This window comes from Streptomyces sp. NPDC027189 (assembly GCF_055566975.1).
In genome coordinates this window covers 104336-123271 of record NZ_JBVHRI010000024.1, presented here as the reverse complement: position 1 = coordinate 123271, position 18936 = coordinate 104336, and the positions used below count along the sequence as shown (strand labels likewise).

General features: G+C 72.2%; 13 protein-coding genes and 1 pseudogene. 10 read left to right on the top strand and 4 right to left on the bottom strand.

Annotation, left to right across the window (positions count from 1 at the left end; all coding sequences use genetic code 11):
• Positions 1 to 61 precede the first annotated feature (61 nt).
• Positions 62 to 1219 (top strand): ROK family transcriptional regulator, encoded by a 1158-nt coding sequence (locus ACZ4RZ_RS39015; RefSeq protein ID WP_467751962.1) that lies wholly within the window; start codon positions 62 to 64, stop codon positions 1217 to 1219.
• Between the two features lie 83 nt (positions 1220 to 1302).
• On the opposite strand, the gene ACZ4RZ_RS39010 is transcribed toward ACZ4RZ_RS39015, so the two are convergent.
• Complete coding sequence (locus ACZ4RZ_RS39010) at positions 1303 to 2064, bottom strand: GntR family transcriptional regulator (RefSeq protein WP_467751960.1); 762 nt, start codon at positions 2062 to 2064, stop codon at positions 1303 to 1305.
• A 268-nt stretch (positions 2065 to 2332) separates the two neighbouring features.
• A complete protein-coding gene (locus ACZ4RZ_RS39005; protein ID WP_467751959.1) occupies positions 2333 to 3217 on the bottom strand; it encodes an RNA polymerase sigma-70 factor in 885 nt (294 codons plus the stop codon).
• Positions 3218 to 3330: 113 nt separating this feature from the next.
• On the opposite strand from ACZ4RZ_RS39005, the gene ACZ4RZ_RS39000 reads away from it, so the two are divergent.
• Complete coding sequence (locus ACZ4RZ_RS39000; RefSeq protein WP_467751957.1) at positions 3331 to 3984, top strand: NADPH-dependent F420 reductase; 654 nt, start codon at positions 3331 to 3333, stop codon at positions 3982 to 3984.
• A 148-nt stretch (positions 3985 to 4132) separates the two neighbouring features.
• Complete coding sequence (locus tag ACZ4RZ_RS38995; protein WP_467751955.1) at positions 4133 to 4963, top strand: alpha/beta fold hydrolase; 831 nt, start codon at positions 4133 to 4135, stop codon at positions 4961 to 4963.
• Between the two features lie 477 nt (positions 4964 to 5440).
• Here the strand turns inward: ACZ4RZ_RS38995 and ACZ4RZ_RS38990 are convergent.
• Positions 5441 to 5845, bottom strand: a pseudogene (locus ACZ4RZ_RS38990) (EamA family transporter); the annotation flags it as partial.
• A gap of 47 nt (positions 5846 to 5892) precedes the next feature.
• Between ACZ4RZ_RS38990 and pdxR the strand changes: the two are divergent.
• The 5 genes from pdxR (at position 5893) to ACZ4RZ_RS38965 (ending at position 15109) form a co-directional block, all read left to right on the top strand.
• Entirely contained in the window at positions 5893 to 7341 is a 1449-nt protein-coding gene (gene pdxR, locus ACZ4RZ_RS38985) for a MocR-like pyridoxine biosynthesis transcription factor PdxR (RefSeq protein ID WP_467751953.1), read from the top strand.
• Positions 7342 to 7667: 326 nt separating this feature from the next.
• Entirely contained in the window at positions 7668 to 9263 is a 1596-nt protein-coding gene (locus ACZ4RZ_RS38980) for an alkaline phosphatase D family protein (RefSeq protein WP_467751951.1), read from the top strand.
• Between the two features lie 195 nt (positions 9264 to 9458).
• Complete coding sequence (locus ACZ4RZ_RS38975; RefSeq protein WP_467751949.1) at positions 9459 to 10865, top strand: SWIM zinc finger family protein; 1407 nt, start codon at positions 9459 to 9461, stop codon at positions 10863 to 10865.
• A complete protein-coding gene (locus ACZ4RZ_RS38970) occupies positions 10862 to 13513 on the top strand; it encodes a DUF7824 domain-containing protein (RefSeq protein WP_467751947.1) in 2652 nt (883 codons plus the stop codon). The genes ACZ4RZ_RS38975 and ACZ4RZ_RS38970 overlap by 4 nt, the downstream gene beginning before the upstream one ends.
• Positions 13514 to 13660: 147 nt before the next feature.
• Complete coding sequence (locus ACZ4RZ_RS38965; RefSeq protein ID WP_467751946.1) at positions 13661 to 15109, top strand: GNAT family N-acetyltransferase; 1449 nt, start codon at positions 13661 to 13663, stop codon at positions 15107 to 15109.
• 209 nt (positions 15110 to 15318) lie between these two features.
• On the opposite strand, the gene ACZ4RZ_RS38960 is transcribed toward ACZ4RZ_RS38965, so the two are convergent.
• The gene (locus ACZ4RZ_RS38960; protein ID WP_467751945.1) at positions 15319 to 16512 is read right to left on the bottom strand and encodes a trans-sulfuration enzyme family protein; all 1194 of its coding nucleotides are present in this window, start codon (positions 16510 to 16512) and stop codon (positions 15319 to 15321) included.
• A 60-nt stretch (positions 16513 to 16572) separates the two neighbouring features.
• On the opposite strand from ACZ4RZ_RS38960, the gene ACZ4RZ_RS38955 reads away from it, so the two are divergent.
• Together ACZ4RZ_RS38955 and ACZ4RZ_RS38950 are read left to right on the top strand one after the other, a co-directional pair.
• Positions 16573 to 17100 (top strand): Lrp/AsnC family transcriptional regulator, encoded by a 528-nt coding sequence (locus ACZ4RZ_RS38955; RefSeq protein ID WP_467751943.1) that lies wholly within the window; start codon positions 16573 to 16575, stop codon positions 17098 to 17100.
• Positions 17101 to 17163: 63 nt separating this feature from the next.
• Positions 17164 to 18855 (top strand): DUF885 domain-containing protein, encoded by a 1692-nt coding sequence (locus ACZ4RZ_RS38950; protein WP_467751942.1) that lies wholly within the window; start codon positions 17164 to 17166, stop codon positions 18853 to 18855.
• The last annotated feature ends 81 nt before the right edge of the window (positions 18856 to 18936 follow it).

The following is an 18936-nucleotide window of genomic DNA, read 5'->3' as shown; positions in this document are numbered from 1 at the left end:
CCGGGGTCCGCCTCGCCGAGTACGATCCGGCCAACACGCGCACGAGCTGGGAGGACGGACGTTGGGGCGGTTGACCGGCGGGGACCCCTCTCTGCTGCGAAGGATCAATTCCGCGGTGGTGCTGCACGCGCTGCGTGCCACGGACTGCGCGACCCTCACCGAGATCACCCGGGTGACGGGATTGTCCCGGCCCACGGTCGAGGGCGTCGTCGAAGGGCTGATCGAGAACGGACTGGTCGTCGAGAAGGCGGCCGAGGAGGGCGCTGCCCGGCGCCAGGGGCGTCCGGCACGCAGGTTCCGGTTCCGGGCCGAGGCGGGCCATCTGCTGGGTCTGGAGATCGGCCCGCACCGCGTCGCCGCGCTGCTCGCGGATCTGGACGGCCGTGTGCTGGGTGCCATGGCCAAGGACGTGGACGAGAGCGCTCCGGCGGACGAGCGGCTCGAACGGCTGCGGATGGCGGTCGCCGAGCTGCTGCGCCGCGCGGGAGTCGCCCGCAGTTCGCTGCGGGCGGTCGGCGTGGGCAGCCCCGGGATCGTGGAGGCGGACGGCACCGTGCGGCTGGGCACGGCGCTGCCGGAGTGGACGGGCCTGCGGCTCGGCGAGCGGCTGAGTCGTTCCTTCAAGTGCCCGGTGCTCGTCGAGAACGACGCCAACGCGGCGGCGGTCGCCGAGCACTGGAAGGGCGCGGCGACGGAGTCCGACGACGTCGTGTTCGTGATGGCGGGGCTGAGCCCGGGTGCCGGTTCGCTGATCGGCGGGCGGTTGCACCGGGGGTACGGGGGCGCGGCCGGCGAGATCGGCGCGCTGCATCTGCTGGGCCGCGATGTCACTCCCGAGACACTGCTCTCCACCACGGACGAGCCGCTCCACCCACTCGACGAGCAGGCCGTCGCCGAGGTCTTCGCGCTCGCCAAGGGCGGTGACCAGCGGGCCCGTGCGGCGGTCGACCGCTTCATCCAGCGCCTCGTGCACGACGTCGCGGCGCTCGTCCTCGCCCTCGACCCCGAGCTGGTCGTCGTCGGCGGCTGGGCGGCCGGCCTGGACGGTGTACTGGAGCCGCTGCGGCACGAGTTGGCGCGCTACTGTCTGCGGCCGCCCAAGGTGAGCCTCTCACTGCTGGGCGAGGCGGCGGTGGCGACCGGAGCGCTGCGGCTGGCTCTCGATCATGTGGAGGAGCAGTTGTTCGCGGTGGAGGGGACCGTGACGGCGCGCCGCTGACCCGGCTCCTCATGAACGACGTCGCGCCCCGGATTTCTCCGGGGCGCGACGGGTACGGATCGGCTGAGCACTCGGTGCGCGGCTCAGGAAGCGCGGCGCTCCGGGTCGTGGTGAATCTCCACGCTGCCGGTGTCGCCGAAGGTCAGCCGGCAGGTGTCGGCGCGGTACGTGGCCACGGAGACCGCCGCGGTGCGCCCCTCGGCGAAGAAGCGGGTCGTGACGACGAGGACGGGGGCTCCGGGCAGCCGGTCGAGTTCCTTGGCGTCGTCCGCGCGGGCCGAGCCGAGCTCCACGGCGCGGTCCTGGCCCTCCAGCTCCAGGCGCTGCAGCTCACGCAGCACGGCACGCGCGCGTGCCGCACCCGAGGGCGCGTCGATCGCGGACAGGTCGGGCACCGAGGACGCCGGGATGTAGAGCAGCTCGGCGGCGACCGGCTGGCCGTGCGTCACGCGCGAGCGGCGCACCGTGTGCACCTGCTCGCCGTGAACGGTCTCCAGGATGTCGGCCACCGACGCGGGCGGGACAGCCACCGTGCAGTCCGCGGGCTGCCAGGCGTCGCCGACCGCGCCCGGCCACACGTGCTGCTCGGAACCGACGGCCACGCCCACGCGCGGCGGGGCGACAGTGGTGCCCACTCCGCGGCGGCGCTGCAGCCGTCCTTCCAGTTCGAGCTGCTCGAGAGCCTGGCGCAGTGTGGCTCGGGCGACGCCGAAGCGGGCCGCCAGATCGCGCTCGTTGGGCAGGATCTCGCCCACGGAGAACTCGGAGTCCAGTGCCTCACTGAGCACCGTCTTGAGATGCCAGTACTTAGGCTCCGGCACCGATTCCAGCTGCTGGGTCCCCACCCTGTCCTCCGCAATCGCCGTGGCCCGGCGGCGTTTTAGCGCCCTTGTTTATTAAAGGTTCTTGCACTATCTCTGCGACCATAGGGCCGCCCCCACCCTTGGTCAAGACCAATCCTCGATCGCTTACGGATTGCACAGGCGCGTTGCCGCAGAGCGTTCACAGGGCGTTCGTACTGGGCGGTGTTCGTGACACGACGCTGAAAGCCCCCGTCCAGAAGACGGGGGCTTTCGGCTCGCACGGGCACGGAGACAATGCGGCACGGATTGCCTATATGGCGGAAAGGGACACCAGCTTCTCGGGATTGCGCATGATGTAGACGCACTGGATGCGGCCGTCCGCGACGTCCAACTGGAAGACGCTGTCCGGCTTGCCGGCGGAGAGGACGAGCACCGCGAACCCGCCGTTGATCTCCAGGAAGCGGAACGAGGGGCCGGGCACGCCCTTCTTGCGCGCGCCGATGAGGAAGCGCCCCACCTTGTCGGCGGAATCGAGGACCCGCCGCGGCGCCTGGGACAGGCCGCCGCTGTCGCCGACCAACCGCGCGTCCGGCGCCAGGATCGACATGAGCCCCTCCAGGTCGCCCTCCACGGCAGCGGCGAGGAACCGTTCGGTCAGATCGCGGCGTTCGGCCGGGTCGACCTCGTAGCGCGGCCGCCGTTCGTCGACGTGCTTGCGCGCCCGCCCGGCGAGTTGGCGAACCGCGGGCTCGCCGCGGTCGAGGACGGCGGCGATGTCCGCGTACGGGTATCCGAACGCCTCCCTGAGGACGAACACCGCGCGCTCCAGGGGCGACAGCGACTCCAGGACGACGAGGACGGCGAGCGAGACGGAGTCGGCGAGCACGGCCCGCTCCGCCGTGTCGGCAACGGTGTCCCCGAAGTCGGTGACATATGGCTCGGGGAGCCACGGCCCCACGTACGCCTCGCTGCGCGACTGCAGCTGGCGCAGCCGGTCGATGGCGAGGCGGGTGGTGATGCTGACCAGGTAGGCGCGTGGCTCGCGCACCTCGGTCCGGTCCGCGCCGGACCAGCGCAGCCACGCCTCCTGGACCACGTCCTCCGCGTCGGCCACTCGCCCCAGCATCCGGTAGGCGACGCCCATCAGGACGGCACGGTGCTCTTCGAAGACATCGGTCACGGTGTCGATTGCCACCGTCCCATCCCACCCGACACCTCGTGCCGTGTCCAGGCGGAATCGGCGCTGACCGGAGCACAATGACCCGCGGGCCACCGGTGGCCGGCGGCCTCGACACTGGAGGAGTGACGATGCGGTACGCGGTTCTGGGCACGGGCGAAGTGGGGCGCACTCTCGGCGGCAAGCTGATCGAACTGGGTCACGAGGTGTCGTTGGGTTCGCGCACGAAGGACAATCCGGCCGCTGTGGAGTGGGCCGACAGCGCGGGGCCCGGGGCGGGCCACGGCACGTTCGCGGAGGCGGCGGCCTTCGGCGAGGTGGTCGTGAACGCGGTCGGCGGGCGGGTGGCCGTCACCGCGCTGCAAGCGGCCGGTGAGGAGAATCTGAACGGCAAGGTCGTCCTCGACGTCTCCAATCCCCTCGCGTTCGAGGACGGTCAGGTGCGGCTCTCCCCCGTCGAGTCGGACAGCGTGGGCGAGCAGATCCAGCGCGCCTTTCCGCAGGCGCGCGTGGTGAAGAGCCTCAACACCGTCAACTGCCAACTGATGGTCGACCCCGCCCTGGTTCCGGGCGAGCACCAGATCTTCGTCTCTGGGGAGGACCAGGGCGCGAAGGAGCAGGTGACGGCACTCCTCGGTGAGTTCGGCTGGCCGCCGCACCGCGTGCTCGACCTGGGCGGCATCCGAACGGCGCGGGCCGCGGAGATGTACCTGCCCATATGGCTGACCCTGTTCCAGCACATCGGGCACCCGGAGTTCAACGTCGAGGTGCGCAGGGCACGTTGACGTACGCACGCGCGCGTGGAGCACGACTACACATCGGCACACGCGCGCGTGCGGATCCGTGGCGGTCGGGGGCTACCCGTCGGTAGCAGTTGCTGACAAGCTGTCTACAAGACTGTCCGTCAGTGTGTCCCAGACGAGGAGCAGCCCCATGTCCGCCACGGTCTCCTTCAGCCTCCCCTCTCCGCGCGGCCCGAGGACCGTGACCATGTCCTACGCGCGCGTGGGCGCCGGTGAACCGCTGCTCCTGCTGCACGGCATCGGTCATCACCGACAGGCCTGGGACCCGGTCATCCACATCCTGGCGGCCGAGCGCGACGTCATCGCCGTCGACCTCCCCGGGTTCGGCGAGTCACCGGCGCTGCCCGAAGGACTCACGCACGACTTGTCGACGGTGGTGCCCGCGCTCAGCGGACTGTGCGAGGCGCTGGCGATCGAGCGGCCGCATGTGGCGGGCAACTCCCTGGGCGGGCTGCTGGCCCTGGAGCTGGGCCGGGAGAAGCTCGTACGGTCCGTCACGGCGCTCTCGCCCGCCGGGTTCTGGTCGCCGGTCGAGCGCCGGTACGCGTTCGGCGTGCTGATCGCGATGCGACAGGGCGCCCGGCGCCTGCCGCTCCCGGTGGTCGAGCGGCTCTCGCGAACCGCGGCCGGGCGCGCGGCGCTGACGAGCACCATCTACGCCCGCCCCGGTCGCCGTTCACCCGAGGCCGTCGTCGCCGAGACCCTTGCGCTGGCCCACGCCGAGGGCTTCACCGAGACCCTCCGGGCCGGCTCCACCGTCCAGTTCACGGACGACATCCCCGGGCTCCCCGTCACCGTGGCCTGGGGCACCCGCGACCGGCTGCTGGTGCGCCGCCAGGGGATCCGCGCCAAGCACATCATTCCCCGGGCGCGGCTGGTGCGGCTGCCCGGCTGCGGGCACGTCCCGATGAACGACGATCCGGCGCTCGTCGCCCGCGTCATCCTCGACGGCAGCCGCTGAACGGTGCCCCAGGGCACCCAACGCACCGGATCCCAGGGCGACTCCCGCGCCGACCAGAGCGCTCCCCACGGCCTGCGCGGCGCCGTACGCGCCCGTGCCGACGAGCGGCGCGGTGCCGGCGGCCGCGACGGGGATGAGCCCGGAGAAGAGCGTGACGCGCTCCGCACCGATGCGCTGCATGCCCATGTACCAGCACACGAAGCCGACGACCGTGACGACCGCCGCCTGCCACAACAGCGCGGCGGCCTCAGTGGCGTCCGGCAGCCGCAGCCACGCCGCTCCGCCGGCCGGCACCCCGGCCACCGCCGACTCGACAGCGGCGATCCCGCAGACGGTGGCCGACAGCAGCCGTGGCCCGAGCGGCCGCAGGACGGGCACGGCCAGGACCGCGAAGCCGACCTCTCCGGCCAGCGCGCACACGGAGTACGCGATCCCGGCCGCGTCCGTACGACCCCACCCCTGGACGGTGAAGGCTCCGAGCGCCACGAGCAACGCCCCATGCAGTACGCGACGTTGCGGGCGTCGGCCCTCCTGAAGGGGCACGACAACGGCCACGACCACCGGGGCGCAGCCCACGAAGACGCCTGGAACCGCCGGCTCCGCCGTGCGTTCGGCCGCGATCACCGCGAGGTTGAAGCCGACCATGCCTATGGCCGCGAGCAGCGCGAGGCGCACCCACTGGCGTGCCGCGAGCCGCCGCAGCGGGGCCGCGCCACCCCGGCCGAGCAGCGGCAGGAGCAGGACGCAGGCCAGACCGTAGCGAAGGAACTGGCCACCCGCGTACGGGTAGTGGCCCAGGACGCTGTTGGCGGTGAAGGAGCCTCCGACGAGGACGCAGGCGAGGGCGGCGAGCAACGCGCCCCGGGTGGTGGTGGCGTTCATGACGGTGACGCTATGAAGGGACGTGGTCCGGTTTAAGGTCCACTTCCATGACGTCATCGGGGACCAATTCGAGCGGCCCGACAACCGGATCGCCGGGACCCTCGCCCTGGGCCGCCGCCTGGGAGCTGCTCGTGCCCGCCGCTTCGGCCCCGGCACGCGCGCGTGGCCGGACACTCCAGGCGGCGCTGCGCGAGGCGGTCCGTTCCGGTCGGCTCGCTCCGGGCACCCGGCTGCCGTCCAGCCGTGAGCTCGCCGCCGATCTCGGTGTGTCGCGGGGGCTGGTCACCGAGGCGTACGAGCAGTTGACGGCCGAGGGGTACCTGCGCAGTGACCGGGGTGCCGGGACCTGGGTCGGCGGCGCGGCCCGGGCGGCGAGGCCCCGCGCGCGTGATCTCGCCCCACGGCCTGGCGGAGCGCGGGCCGACTTCGTTCCCGGCACGCCGGACCTGTCGCTGTTCCCGCGCGCCGCGTGGGCGGCCGCGCAGCGCGGGGTACTGGCCGAACTCCCGCACCAAGCACTGGGCTACCCGGATCCGCGCGGGCTGCCCCTGTTGCGTACCGCCCTCGCCGCACTGCTCGCCCGGCGCCGGGGCGTGGTCGCGGACCCGGAGCGGCTCGTCGTCGTCTCCGGAGTCGCGCAGGCGATGACGCTGCTCGGATTCGTGCTCCACGCGCGCGGGCTGCGCGATGTCGGCGTCGAGGATCCGGGGAGTCCCGAGCACGGTGCGCTGTACGCTTCGGCGGGCATCGGCGCCGTACCGCTGCCGCTGGACGAGGAAGGTCTGGCCACCGGACCGCTTCAGGCGTCGGGCGCACGCGCGGTGGTGACAACGCCCGCCCACCAGTTCCCTTCCGGGATCGCGTACTCCGCGCGGCGCCGCGCGGAACTCCTCGACTGGGCGCGCTCGGTGGACGGTCTGGTGATCGAGGACGACTACGACGGGGACTTCCGCTACGACCGTGCCCCGGTGGGCGCCCTGCAAGGGCTCGACCCCGAACACGTCGCCTACACGGGGTCGGTCAGCAAGTCCCTCGCGCCGGGGCTGCGGCTCGGCTGGCTGCTCGTCCCCGCGTCCCTCTCCGACGAGGTCGTCGAACGCAAGCGCACGATGGATCTCGGGAACCCGGTCGTGGACCAGGCGGTCCTCGCCCGCTTCGTGGAACGGGGTGACTACGACCGGCAGCTGCGCCGCTGCCAGCGCGCCTACCGGGAACGGCGCGACGCGCTCGTGTCCGCCCTGGAGGAGCACTTTCCGGGTACGGAGGTGTCTGGAATCGCCGCGGGTCTGCATGCCATCGCCGCGTTGCCCGACCGGTACGGTCCCCAGGGCCACTTCCTGGAGCGGGCCACCGCGGCCGGAGTGGCGGTGCGTCCACTGGCCCACTACGGGGCGGCGGTCGAGGACGGCGTACGGCTCGTGCTGGGGTACGCACACCTGTCTCCCCCGCGGATCCGTGACGGGGTGCGGTTGATGGCGGAGGCGGTGCGTGGCTGAACCACCTCGGGGCCAAGGGCGGACGCGGTACCTGGCTGAGCCGCCCAGGAGCGCGGGGCGGCGGGCGGACGCTCGCGCGGCTGAGCCGCCACGAAGCCGAGGTCGGACGCCGTGCGCGGGCACTTCGCGGCTCCTGCGGCCCAGGTAGCACGACGCCCGGGACGGACGCCATGCGCGGCTGAGGTACACCGCCGTCGCACACCAGTCGCACACCGGTTCCCTTGTCCCCCGGGGTCAGTTGTTCACTTGTGGTTTCCGTGTGCGCTGCGGCGCCCCAGTAGTTGTGGCATTGCACACTGGCCGAATCCGTCCCTGGAGGCGCATTCATGTCACACCGTCCGCAGAGCCCCTTCCCCGGTCGCCGCAGCGTTCTGCGCGGCTCCCTCGCCGCGTCCGCGGCGCTGGCCCTGCCCACCGCGCTCGGCGCTGCACCGGCGCTCGCCCTCTCCGGGCGGCCGAAGGCGGGGTGGGGCGTCCAGGCCGGCGACGTGACCGCCAACTCCGGCCTGGTGTGGGTCCGTTCCGACCGCCCCGCCCGGATGATCGTCGAGACGTCCGCGACCGAGTCGTTCCGCAACCCACACAGATGGCATGGTCCGCTGCTCGGCGCGGACACCGACTTCACGGGGACGACACGGCTGCGCGGGCTGCCCTCGGGAGAGCAGATCCACTACCGCGTACTGCTCGCCGACCCCGACGACCCGCGGCGCACCGGCGAGCCGGTGACCGGCACCTTCCGAACAACGCCGGTCGGCCGGCGCGGCGGGGTGCGCTTCCTGTGGTCGGGCGACCTGGCGGGGCAGGGCTGGGGCATCAACCCGGACATCGGCGGCTACCGGATCTACGACGCCATGGCCAAGCTCGACCCGGACTTCTTCCTGTGCAGCGGCGACAACATCTACGCCGACGGACCGATCGCGGCGACCGCGGCGCTCCCCGACGGCAGCACCTGGCGGAACATCACGACCGAGGAGAAGTCCAAGGTCGCCGAGACGCTGGCCGAGTTCCGCGGCAACTTCCGTTACAACCTGTTGGACGAGAACCTGAAGCGCTTCAACGCGCAGGTGCCGTCGATCATCCAGTGGGACGACCACGAGGTACGCAACAACTGGTACCCGGGCGAGGTGATCGCGGCCACGGACACGCGCTACACCGAGAAGAGCGTCGATGTGCTGGCCTCCCGGGCCCGTCGCGCGTTCAGCGAGTACTTCCCCATCTCGACGCTGCGACCGGGCGACAAGGACGGTCGCGTGTACCGGGTCATGCGCCACGGTCCGCTGCTGGACGTCTTCGTGCTCGACATGCGGACGTACCGCAACGCCAACTCACCCGACGACCAGACCACCGACCCGCAGGGCATCCTCGGCGCCGAGCAGCTGGAGTGGCTCAAGCGGGAACTGTCGCGGTCGCGGGCCGTGTGGAAGGTGATCGCCGCGGACATGCCGCTCGGCCTGGTCGTGCCGGACACGACCGAGGGCAAGTCGAACATCGAGGCCGTGGCCCAGGGCGACCCGGGCGCGCCGCTCGGGCGCGAGCTGCAGATCGCCGAGCTGCTGCGGTTCATCAAGCACCGCAAGATCACGGGCACCGTCTGGCTGACCGCCGACGTGCACCACACCTCGGCCCAGCACTACCAGCCGTCGCGGGCCGCCTTCACCGACTTCGAGCCGTTCTGGGAGTTCGTCTCCGGGCCCCTCAACGCCGGCGCCTTCCCGGCGAACGTGCTGGACAACACGTTCGGTCCGGAGCGGGTGTTCGTGAAGGCGCCGACCGCCTCGAACGTCTCGCCCGCCGGCGGCTACCAGTTCTTCGGCGAGGTCGACATCGACGGCGCGAGCGGCGAGCTGACGGTGCGGCTGCGCGAGCAGGACGGGACCGTGCTGTTCACGCAGGTGCTGCAGCCGGGGCGCGTGGGGCAGTAGCACGGGCGGGCGGGGGCGCCTGCGCGGACCGTGGAGGGCCGTGAGCTCTCCGACTCCCGTACCCTCGAACCGCAGGGCCGCGCACCGGAGTCATCCCCCGGTGCGCGGTCCCGTTCGCTCGTCGCCGGACCCGGTTCGCGAGCAAGTTTTCGCAGGTCAGAGCCGATTGTCAGTGGTCGCCTCTACGGTTTTTCCATGACGCGATCACTGCAGGCCGTGGCCTACACCCGATCCTCCGCGCTGGAATCCGCACCGGGCGGGCGGCGCCTGGGACTTGAGACCTCACGCGGTGCCACGCCCACGGGGTTCGAGGACCATCCGCGGTTCTTCGCGGGCTTTTTGACGTCGCCTCAGATCGCGGCCGCCGGTCTGCTCGCGGTCGCCGACGTGGCGGCGGCCCGTTACTACCAGCGGCAGCTGCGTGCCTCGCTGGACCCGGTGGTCACGGGCAACGGCGACCGGCTCCGCTTCGAGTCATTCTCCGGCTGCGGCGGGGTGTACGCGCGTCTGGACGTACTGACGGCCGGCCTCGACAGCGGCGCGGTGGGGCACGGGACAACCAATGTCGACGTCAACAACCCACTGCGCGAAGCGCTTTCGCGGATCGGCACGGACGATCCGCTGCACCTTCGGGTCGGCCCCGACGAGATGGCCGTGACCACCCTGGACGGCCCTGTGGTCGAGAAGAAGGTGCCGTTGCCCGACCGCTGGCTGCGCGGTTTCGCCGAGGCCCAGGTGATTGCGTCCGGGTTCGACCTGCGGGCCGAGCTGCCTGCCGCCGAGGCCGTGCGGTTCCTGCGCTCGCTTCCGCGCGTCTCCACACGCGGGGCCGCGCGCAGCGCACAGTGGGTGGTACCCGCGGGGCGCGGACTGCGACCGACGACCCGACCGGTGCCGTGGGCGGTGTGCCTGCCCGGACCCGAGCGGCTGATCGCGCTGCAGCGGGTGCTGCGCCATGCGACGGCCCTACGGGTGTACGGCCCCCCGGTCGCCGGTGAGGCCACTGCCGCCGGCGCATGGGAGGCCGTCCTGCCCGGCATGCGGCTCACGCTCACCCTGTCGCCGGACGCCTCGCGCGGGTTCTCCGGCGAGGGCGGGGTGCTGGACGCCCTCGCCACCGACGAGGCCGCCGAGGACGCGGAGTTGATCGCGGTCCTCCTCGCCTGGGAGCCGCGCATCGACGTCTGCGAGCTGGCCGCCGCCTCGGGCCTGACGGCCGAGCGGGTGCGCGCCGCACTGGTGCGGCTCGGCACGTCGGGGCGCGTGGGGTACGACACGGCGGAGGCGGCGTACTTCCACCGCGAACTGCCCTACGACGCCGAGCGCGTGGAGCGCCACAATCCGCGCCTGCGTGCGGCCCGGGTCCTGGTCGCCGCGGGGGCGGTCGCGCTGGACGGCGCGCTCGGCACGGTGACCGCCGACGACGGACATGTGCACCGGGTCCGCGACACCGCCGGGACGCTGAGCTGCTCCTGCATGTGGTGGGCGAAGTACCGGGGTGGGCGCGGGCCCTGCAAGCACGCGCTGGCAGTGCGGATGGTGCGGCGGGGAGCGCAGGTACGACGCGAACAGGTTCTGGTCGACGGGGGCGATATGCGATGACCGGCGAAGCGCTGGTGCGGGCGGTACGGGCGGGGCAGACGGTGGAGGCAGCGGGACTCCTGGACGGGATGACCGATGCCGAACGCCGGGCCTGTCTGCCCGCGTTGAAGGAACTCCGCAAGGAGCTGCGCACCGCGCAGTGGAGCGAGTCGTCCCGCAAGGCCTATCCCGCGCTGCACGCGGCGGGGGCCGCGTGTCATACGGGCGCCGCGGGCGCGGCGACCTGGATCGCGTCAGCCGACATGCGCTGGTCCCAGGCCTCTCCCGGGGTGTTCCTCCATGTGCTGGGCGACCGCGAGACCGCATGGCTCGGCGACGTGGCGCACCGGCTCGCCGAGCGCCCGGCCACATCCCGGATCCCCTATGCGCTGCTGGCGGGGCTCGTGCAACTGTCCGGCTGTGAGGTGCCCACCACCGACGCCTATGTGGAGGGCTGGTTCGAGCACATCGGCGGTACGTGGCACCACGGGGGCACCGTGGCGGAGCGGCTTCGCAAGGAGCCGCACTTGGCGCGGATGATCGCCGCGCTCTTCGAGTCCCTGGACGTGACCAGCCGGGTCGCCTGGCTGTTCGGCGACGGGCCGGGCAGTTGGTACAACGCGCTCGCGCAGCTGGCCGGTGAGGGCACCCTTGACCGCAAGGCGCTGGTCGACGCCTGCGTGGCCCGGCTGCTGCGCGGCGGCGCTCCCGCCGATCAGCGGGTGTTCCTGAAGCTGTTGACGTGCCTCGACCTGACCCGGGACGAGCAGCGTCAGCGCTCCGCCGACTGGATCGCGCTCGCTGCCCAGGCGACATCGACGGTGGCGTGGCACGCCCAGTCGACCCTCGCCTCCCTGGCACTGGCCGGCGAATTGACGCCCCGACAGCTCGCCGAGATGTCGTCCGGCGTGCTCTTCCGCACCGAGAAGAAACTGGTACGGGCGCAGCTCGTCCTGTTGGGCAAGACGCTCAGGCGCGATCCGTCCACGGCGGCCGAACTGCTGCCGGCGGTGGCGCAGGCCTTCGGGCACGAGGACACGGAGGTGCAGGAGCGTGCTCTGAAGCTCGTGGAGCGGCACGTGGCCGGGCCGGACGTCTCCGAGGGCGTCCGTGAGCAACTCGTCGAGGCGGCGGCCGAGTTGAGCCCAGGGGTGCGAATCCACGCGGAGAGGCTGCTCGGCGCCGGGGCACTGAGCTCCGTGCCGGTGATCCACGAAGAGGTACTGCCACCCGTGCCGGAGCGGGCCCGGCTCGCTCCTGCCCCGGTTTCGGCGGCAGAACTGGGCGAGGAAGTGGGCGCCCTGCTGGCCTCGGGCGGCGACGTGGCCGCGTTCGAACGCACCTTGGACGGTCTGGTCCGGCATGCGTACGACGATCGCGACGCCCTGGTGGAGGCCCTGCGCCCGGTGGTCGCCCGACGCTGGTGGATCGACGCCGATCCGCTTTACCTGAACGTGGACGAGTACTTCCGCGAGGCGCCGTACGGCGTTGAGGTCGTTCTCGCGACCCTGCTCGGTCGCGTGCGTACCAACACACTTCACACGGCGGTCCAGCAGGGGACGACGAGGGGCGGCTGCCGGCACGCCGCTCTGTCGCGCGCCTTCGACGCACGCCTGTGGGAGGTGGCCCACCGGATCCTTGTCGAACCGCTGCCCTTCCTGCTGGCCACGCCCACCTGGGACACGGGACTGTTGGAGCCGGAGGAGCTGGTGGCCCGCCTCACCGCGTACCGACGGCTCGATGCCCGGCCGGGGACGGCCGACTTCGCCCAGGCACTGCTGAGGGTGCGGCGGGACGACCGGGCGACGGCGCAGGCAGCGGCGGTGCGGGCCCGCACCCTCGGCACCCCTGAGGGGTACCGGCTGGCCCAGTGGCTCACCGCCGAGGGGCCGGACCTTCCTCTGAGCCGACGGCGGACCTCGGGCGTCCTCATCCTGCTGGAATTGGGCGAACTCGAAGAGCTGCAGGGACAGTTCCCGCCGGAGTTCCGCGGGTTGGGGCGTCCGCTGTCCGTCTTCAAGGACCGCTGGCACTGCCCGCACTGGGACGAGTCGGATCGGCAGCACTGGCCGGCCGTCGTGCCCGAGCGGCGGGAGTTGGTGGCGGCACGCGTACTGGGCGACCTGTCCTCGGTGGCCGTGGACGACAGCCGACGGGGAGCCGCCATCCTGCCGCTGCTCGCCGAAGCCGACGGTGAAGCGGGCGAAGCGCTGCATCTGTGCCTGGCGTACGGGCTCGGGGCGCGGCATTCGGAGGACCGGCTCTGTGCCGTGGACGCCTTGCTGGTGCTGGCCGCGCGGGGGCAGCTCGACGCGGGGCGGCTCGGCGGCGACCTCGGGCAGTTGGTGCGCCGGGGAGCCGTCAAGCCGCTGCGGCTGGCCGAGTCCATACGGACGGCGGCGGCCACGGGCGCGTACGCCACCGTCTGGTCGGTGCTCCGCGAGACGCTGCCGATCCTGCTGGCCGATCTCGCGTCGGACGCGACGATCGGTAGGCCGGCGCGCGGGCTCGGGGATCTGCTGGCCGTCGCCGCCGACTGTGCCGAGCGGTCCGGGGCGCGCGGTGATGTCGCGCATCTGGCGCAGGCGGCCGGGAGGCGCGGCTCGTCCAAGTTGGTGACTCAGGCCCGTCGGCTGAGGACCGCGCTGACGCAGGGGGTCGCCGCCTGACCAGGGTCGTAAGCTCAGCCGTCCAACCTGAGCAAAAGAACCGTAAAAAGAACTGCAAAAGGTGCAGAACGACACTTAACCGATCAGTCACAAACCGTTCGTGATCACGCAACACCCTTCCTTCACAGTGGTTGCATGACTCCAGACATGTCTGATGTGACCCGTGCGAGGCACGGTCGACCCGTCCACCACTGGCGGCGGGACGTCATCGAACTCGCCGCGCTGTTCACGGCCGTCGCGGTCGCCGACGCCGTCGCCAACCTGATCGGGCACGGACCGGACGGGCCCGCCCTGCTGTTGATCTCGGCGATAATCCTCATCGCCACGGCCGGGTTCCACACTTGGTGGGCACGACGCCACGGTCACGCGCCGCCGGCGGACGATACCGGCGCCCGGCCGATCGCCGACGCGCGACGGGCCGGGCCGTCCGAGCAGCGAGAGCGGGACGGGGAATCCGGCGCGACGCCAGACGCCGTCGCCGGGGCGACCGTGCTGTGGCGGATGCGGACGACGGTGAAGGACGCGCCGGGTTCGCTCGCCGCGCTGTGCACGGCGCTGGCCCAGCGGCAGGTCGACATTCTGAGCCTGCAGACGCACCCGCTCGCGGAGGGCACGGTGGACGAGTTCCTGCTGCGCGCTCCCTCGGAGCTGGCCGCGTCCGAGATCACTCGTGCGGTGTCGCGGGCGGGTGGCGTCGGCATCTGGATCGAGCGGGCCGACACCCACGACCTGGTGGACGCGCCGACGCGGGTGCTCGGCCTGGCCACCCGCACCGCTCTGGACGCCGCGGAACTGCCGCTTGCGTTGCGGCAGTTGCTCGGCCGCTGCACGATCCGCTCACTGCCCGCCAAGTCCCCGGGTTCCGGGCGGGCTGAGGAGGGGGCTCCCGTGGAGGGGGCGCTCGAGGACACGGTGATGCGGCTGCGGGCGCCGGAGGGTGGGGTGATCACGGTGGAGCGGCCGTATCTGCCGTTCACGCCGACCGAGTTCGCGCGGGCGCGGGCTCTGGTGGAGCTGGACGCGCGGCTCGGTCCGCGGATCCCGCGCAGCCAGGACATGTTGACGCTGCCTCAGGGCAACGCCATCACCGTGCGACGCGCCGACGTCTCCGATGTCGAGGCCGCCAAGGCGATGCAGGAGCGCTGCTCGTCCCGCACGCTGAGCATGCGCTACCACGGCCCGGTCGGCGACGCGGACCGCTATCTCAACCATCTGCTCAGCCCCCGCTTCGGACGCACCCTCGCCGTGCAGACGGCATCGGGGCGGATCGTCGGGCTCGGCCACCTTCTGTGGGACGGCGACGAGACGGAGATCGCGCTCCTCGTCGAGGACGACTGGCAGCGACGCGGTATCGGCGGCGAACTGCTCGGCCGCCTCGTGACGATGGCCGTCGAGGCCGGCTGCGAGAGCGTGTACGCCGTCACGCAGGCCTCCAACACCGGCATGGTCGCCGCCATGCGCGGCCTCGGCCTCCCCCTCGACTACCAGATCGAGGAGGGCACCCTGGTCATCACCGCCCGCCTGGACGCCACTCCGGTGGCTTCGCGACTGCCGTACGACCAGGGGCAGCGGGGAGAGCACGCGGTGCGGGACTAGGGCGGGGCGGTCCCGGGCCGGGCGGCGCGCCTCGGGGTGACCGGCCCTTCCGGTGACTTCAGGTGGCTGGTGCGTCCCGGACCGCCCGCCCCACGGGCGCCCGCCCCAGGCGGACATCGCGTGCGGCGGGCGGCGCAGGACTGGTCTCGGGCGGTGTGGCGACCCGCCCCCGGGGAACCGGTCCGGCCCGCGGCCGAGCCCCGACTTCCTCAAGCCCCCAACGCCCCCTCCAGGTCCCCCCAAAGGTCCTCCACATCCTCCAGCCCCACCGACAGCCGGAGCAGGTGGTCGCTGACGCCCGCGTCGTGGCGGTCCTGGGGAGGGACGATGCGGTGGCTGATGGAGGCGGGGTGCTGGATGAGGGTGTCCACGCTGCCGAGGCTGACGGCGGGGGTGATCAGGCGGACTCCGGCGATGACGTCGTGTGGGTCGCCGTGGACCTCGAAGGCGATCATGGCGCCGCCGATGCGCGGATAGTGGACACGGGCGACGCGCGGGTCGGCGGCGAGGCGGCGGGCGAGTTCGGCGGCGTTCGAGGACGCGGCCCGGACCCGTACGGGCAGGGTCGACAGCCCGCGCAGCAGCAGATAGCCGGCCAGCGGATGCAGGACACCCCCCGTCGCGAAACGGACTTGGCGCAGCCGGCGGGCGAACTCCTCGTCGCAGGCCACGACGCCGGCCATCACGTCGCCGTGTCCGCCCAGGTACTTGGTCGCGCTGTGCAGGACGAGGCGGGCGCCGTGTTCGACGGGGCGTTGCAGGACGGGCGTGGCGAAGGTGTTGTCGGCGAGGAGCGGGACCGAACCGCAGGCGTGCGCGACGGCACGCAGGTCGAGTTCGGCGAGCGTGGGGTTGGCCGGGGACTCGACCATCACCAGGCCGGTGTCGGGGCGGACGGCGTCCGCGATGCCCGCCGGGTCGACCCAGGTCACCTCGGTGCCCAGCAGCCCGGCCGTGAGCAGGTGGTCGCTGCAGCCGTAGAGGGGGCGTACGGCGACGACATGGCGCAGACCCATCGCGTTCCGTACAAGCAGTACGGCGCTCAGTGCGGCCATGCCGCTCGCGAAGGCGACCGCGCTCTCGGTGCCTTCGAGGCGCGCGAGCGCGGTCTCGAAGCGGGCGACGGTCGGGTTGCCGAGCCGGGCGTAGACGGGCGGCCCCTCCGGTTCGGCGCCGTCGGCCGCGAACGCGTCGATCCGGGCGGCCTCACCACGGCTGTCGTACGAGGGGTATGTGGTCGACAGGTCGATCGGTGCCGCGTGCAGCCCCTGCGCGGCGAGATCCTCCCGCCCGGCGTGCACGGCCTCGGTGGCGAGCGCCCGAGCCAAGGGCGCGACAGGGATCTGGCCGGTTCCATTCAGCTCGGACTGAGCGTCGTATGTGTCGTACACCACGGATTCCATGCCCGAGAGTCTGAACACCGGCCGGGGTCCATGCGCCGAATCCCGTGTTACGTTCGCGCCATGGCCGAATCTGTCGTACTCGATCCGGTGGATCTGCATCTGCTGCGGCTGTTGCAGAACGACGCCCGGACCACATACCGCGATCTCGCGGCCCAGGTCGGTGTCGCGCCCTCGACCTGCCTGGACCGGGTGACGAGGCTGCGTCGGGCAGGGGTGATTCTCGGCCATCAGCTGCGGCTGGACCCGGCGAAGCTGGGGCGGGGTCTGGAGGCCTTGCTGTCCGTGCAGGTCAGGCCGCATCGACGGGAGTTGGTGGGGCCGTTCGTGGACCGGATAAGGGCGCTGCCGGAGTCCCGTACCGTCTTCCATCTCACCGGACCCGACGACTATCTCGTGCATGTCGCCGTCGCGGACATGGCGGACCTGCAGCGACTCGTGCTCGACGAGTTCACCTCGCAACGCGAAGTGGCACGGGTCGAGACACGGTTGATCTTCCAGCAGTGGGACTGCGGCCCGTTGCTGCCGCCCCAACGGGATCCCCACCCGGCCAGGCCGCCCGCGGACGAGCTCGCGGCGAAATCGGGTTGATACCGGCGCGAGGCCCTGCTTATCGGGCTGACGCCGACCGCATCCTCGTATGAGGATGTCCGCATGTCAGAGACGAAGAGCCCGTTGCCCCGAGAGGTCGCCGACGCCTATGTCGACGATCTCATCGCCCTCGACCCGGTTCTCGGTACGTATCTCGGTGTGAAGGAGAGTTACAGCAAGCTCCCCGACACCTCGCCCGCCGGCCAGGAGGCCGTCGCCGAGCTGGCGCGGGCGACCCTCGCGCGGCTGGACGAGGCGGAGCGGCAGCCCGGCGCGGACCGTGACATGGAGCGCCGCTGCGCCCGGCTGCTGCGCGAGCGCCTCACCGCCGAACTCGCCGTCCACGAGGCGGGAGAGGGCCTGCGGTCGGTCGGCAACCTGCACACGGCGGCGCACGGGGTGCGGCAGGTCTTCACCCTCACGCCGACCGAGACGGACGAGGACTGGGCCGCGATCGCCGAGCGCCTGCGCGCGGTGCCGGCCGCGCTGGAGGGGTACCGCGCGTCCCTCGCCCTCGGCCTGGACCGCAAGCTGTACGCGGGCCCCCGCCCGACCGCGACCTTCGTCGACCAGCTCACCGAGTGGTCGGACACCGACGGGCAGGGCCTCGGCTGGTTCGAGGACTTCGCGTCGGCGGGCCCCGAGGCGCTGCGCGACGAGCTGGACACGGCGGCCCGCACCGCGACCGAGGCGCTGGCGGCCCTGCGGGACTGGATGCGCGACGTGTACGCGCCCACGATCGAGGGCGCGCCCAACACGGTGGGACGCGAGCGCTACGCGCGACTGGCGCGCTACTTCAACGGTACGGATCTGGACCTCGACGAGGCGTACGCGTACGGCTGGGCCGAGTACCACCGGCTGCTCGCCGAGATGAGGACCGAGGCCGAGAAGATCCTGCCCGGCGCCGAGACGCCGTGGGTGGCGCTCGCGCACCTCGACGAGCACGGCAGGCACATCGAGGGCGTCGACGAGGTCCAGGCCTGGCTCCAGGGCCTGATGGACGAGGCGATCGAGGCCCTGGACGGCACGCACTTCGAACTCGCCGAACCGGTCCGGAAGGTGGAGTCCCGCATCGCGCCGCCCGGCGGTGCGGCGGCCCCTTACTACACCGCGCCGTCGGCGGACTTCACGCGGCCCGGCCGTACGTGGCTGCCCACGATGGGGCAGACCCGCTTCCCCGTCTACGACCTCGTCTCGACCTGGTATCACGAGGGCGTGCCCGGGCATCACCTGCAGCTCGCGCAATGGGTGTACGTCGTCGAGGACCTGTCCCGCTACCAGGCCACCGTCGGGCGGGTCAGCGCCAACTGCGAGGGCTGGGCGCTCTACGCGGAGCGCCTGATGGACGAGCTGGGCTTCCTGACGGACGCCGAGCAGCGGCTCGGTTACCTCGATGCGCAGATGATGCGCGCCGCCCGGGTCATCGTCGACATCGGCATGCACTTGGAACTCGAGATTCCGGCCGACTCGCCCTTCCACCCGGGCGAGCGGTGGACCCCTGAGCTGGCACAGGAGTTCTTCGGCGCGCACAGCAGCCGTCCGGCGGACTTCGTGGAGAGCGAGCTGACCCGCTACCTCACCATCCCCGGTCAGGCCATCGGCTACAAGCTCGGCGAGCGTGCCTGGCTGCTGGGCCGCGAGAACGCGAAGAAGCGCCACGGCGACGCCTTCGACGCGAAGGCCTGGCACATGGCGGCCCTCTCCCAGGGCTCCCTGGGCCTGGACGACCTGGTGGACGAGCTGTCGCGGCTCTGACGCTCACTGCGCGGCGGCCGGTCTCAGCCCCACCGCTCGAGCCCGGCCACCGCGGGTCGTCGTCCCCACACCGGGGAGCTC

Excerpts from the sequence above, each read along its gene's own strand:
- ACZ4RZ_RS39000 (WP_467751957.1), top strand. The coding sequence starts at position 3,331 with ATGCGGTACGCGGTTCTGGGCACGGGCGAAGTGGGGCGCACTCTCGGC.
- ACZ4RZ_RS38995 (WP_467751955.1), top strand. The coding sequence starts at position 4,133 with ATGTCCGCCACGGTCTCCTTCAGCCTCCCCTCTCCGCGCGGCCCGAGG.
- pdxR (WP_467751953.1), top strand. The coding sequence starts at position 5,893 with ATGACGTCATCGGGGACCAATTCGAGCGGCCCGACAACCGGATCGCCG.
- ACZ4RZ_RS38980 (WP_467751951.1), top strand. The coding sequence starts at position 7,668 with ATGTCACACCGTCCGCAGAGCCCCTTCCCCGGTCGCCGCAGCGTTCTG.
- ACZ4RZ_RS38975 (WP_467751949.1), top strand. The coding sequence starts at position 9,459 with ATGACGCGATCACTGCAGGCCGTGGCCTACACCCGATCCTCCGCGCTG.
- ACZ4RZ_RS38970 (WP_467751947.1), top strand. The coding sequence starts at position 10,862 with ATGACCGGCGAAGCGCTGGTGCGGGCGGTACGGGCGGGGCAGACGGTG.
- ACZ4RZ_RS38965 (WP_467751946.1), top strand. The coding sequence starts at position 13,661 with ATGTCTGATGTGACCCGTGCGAGGCACGGTCGACCCGTCCACCACTGG.
- ACZ4RZ_RS38960 (WP_467751945.1), bottom strand. The coding sequence starts at position 16,512 with ATGGAATCCGTGGTGTACGACACATACGACGCTCAGTCCGAGCTGAAT.
- ACZ4RZ_RS38955 (WP_467751943.1), top strand. The coding sequence starts at position 16,573 with ATGGCCGAATCTGTCGTACTCGATCCGGTGGATCTGCATCTGCTGCGG.
- ACZ4RZ_RS38950 (WP_467751942.1), top strand. The coding sequence starts at position 17,164 with ATGTCAGAGACGAAGAGCCCGTTGCCCCGAGAGGTCGCCGACGCCTAT.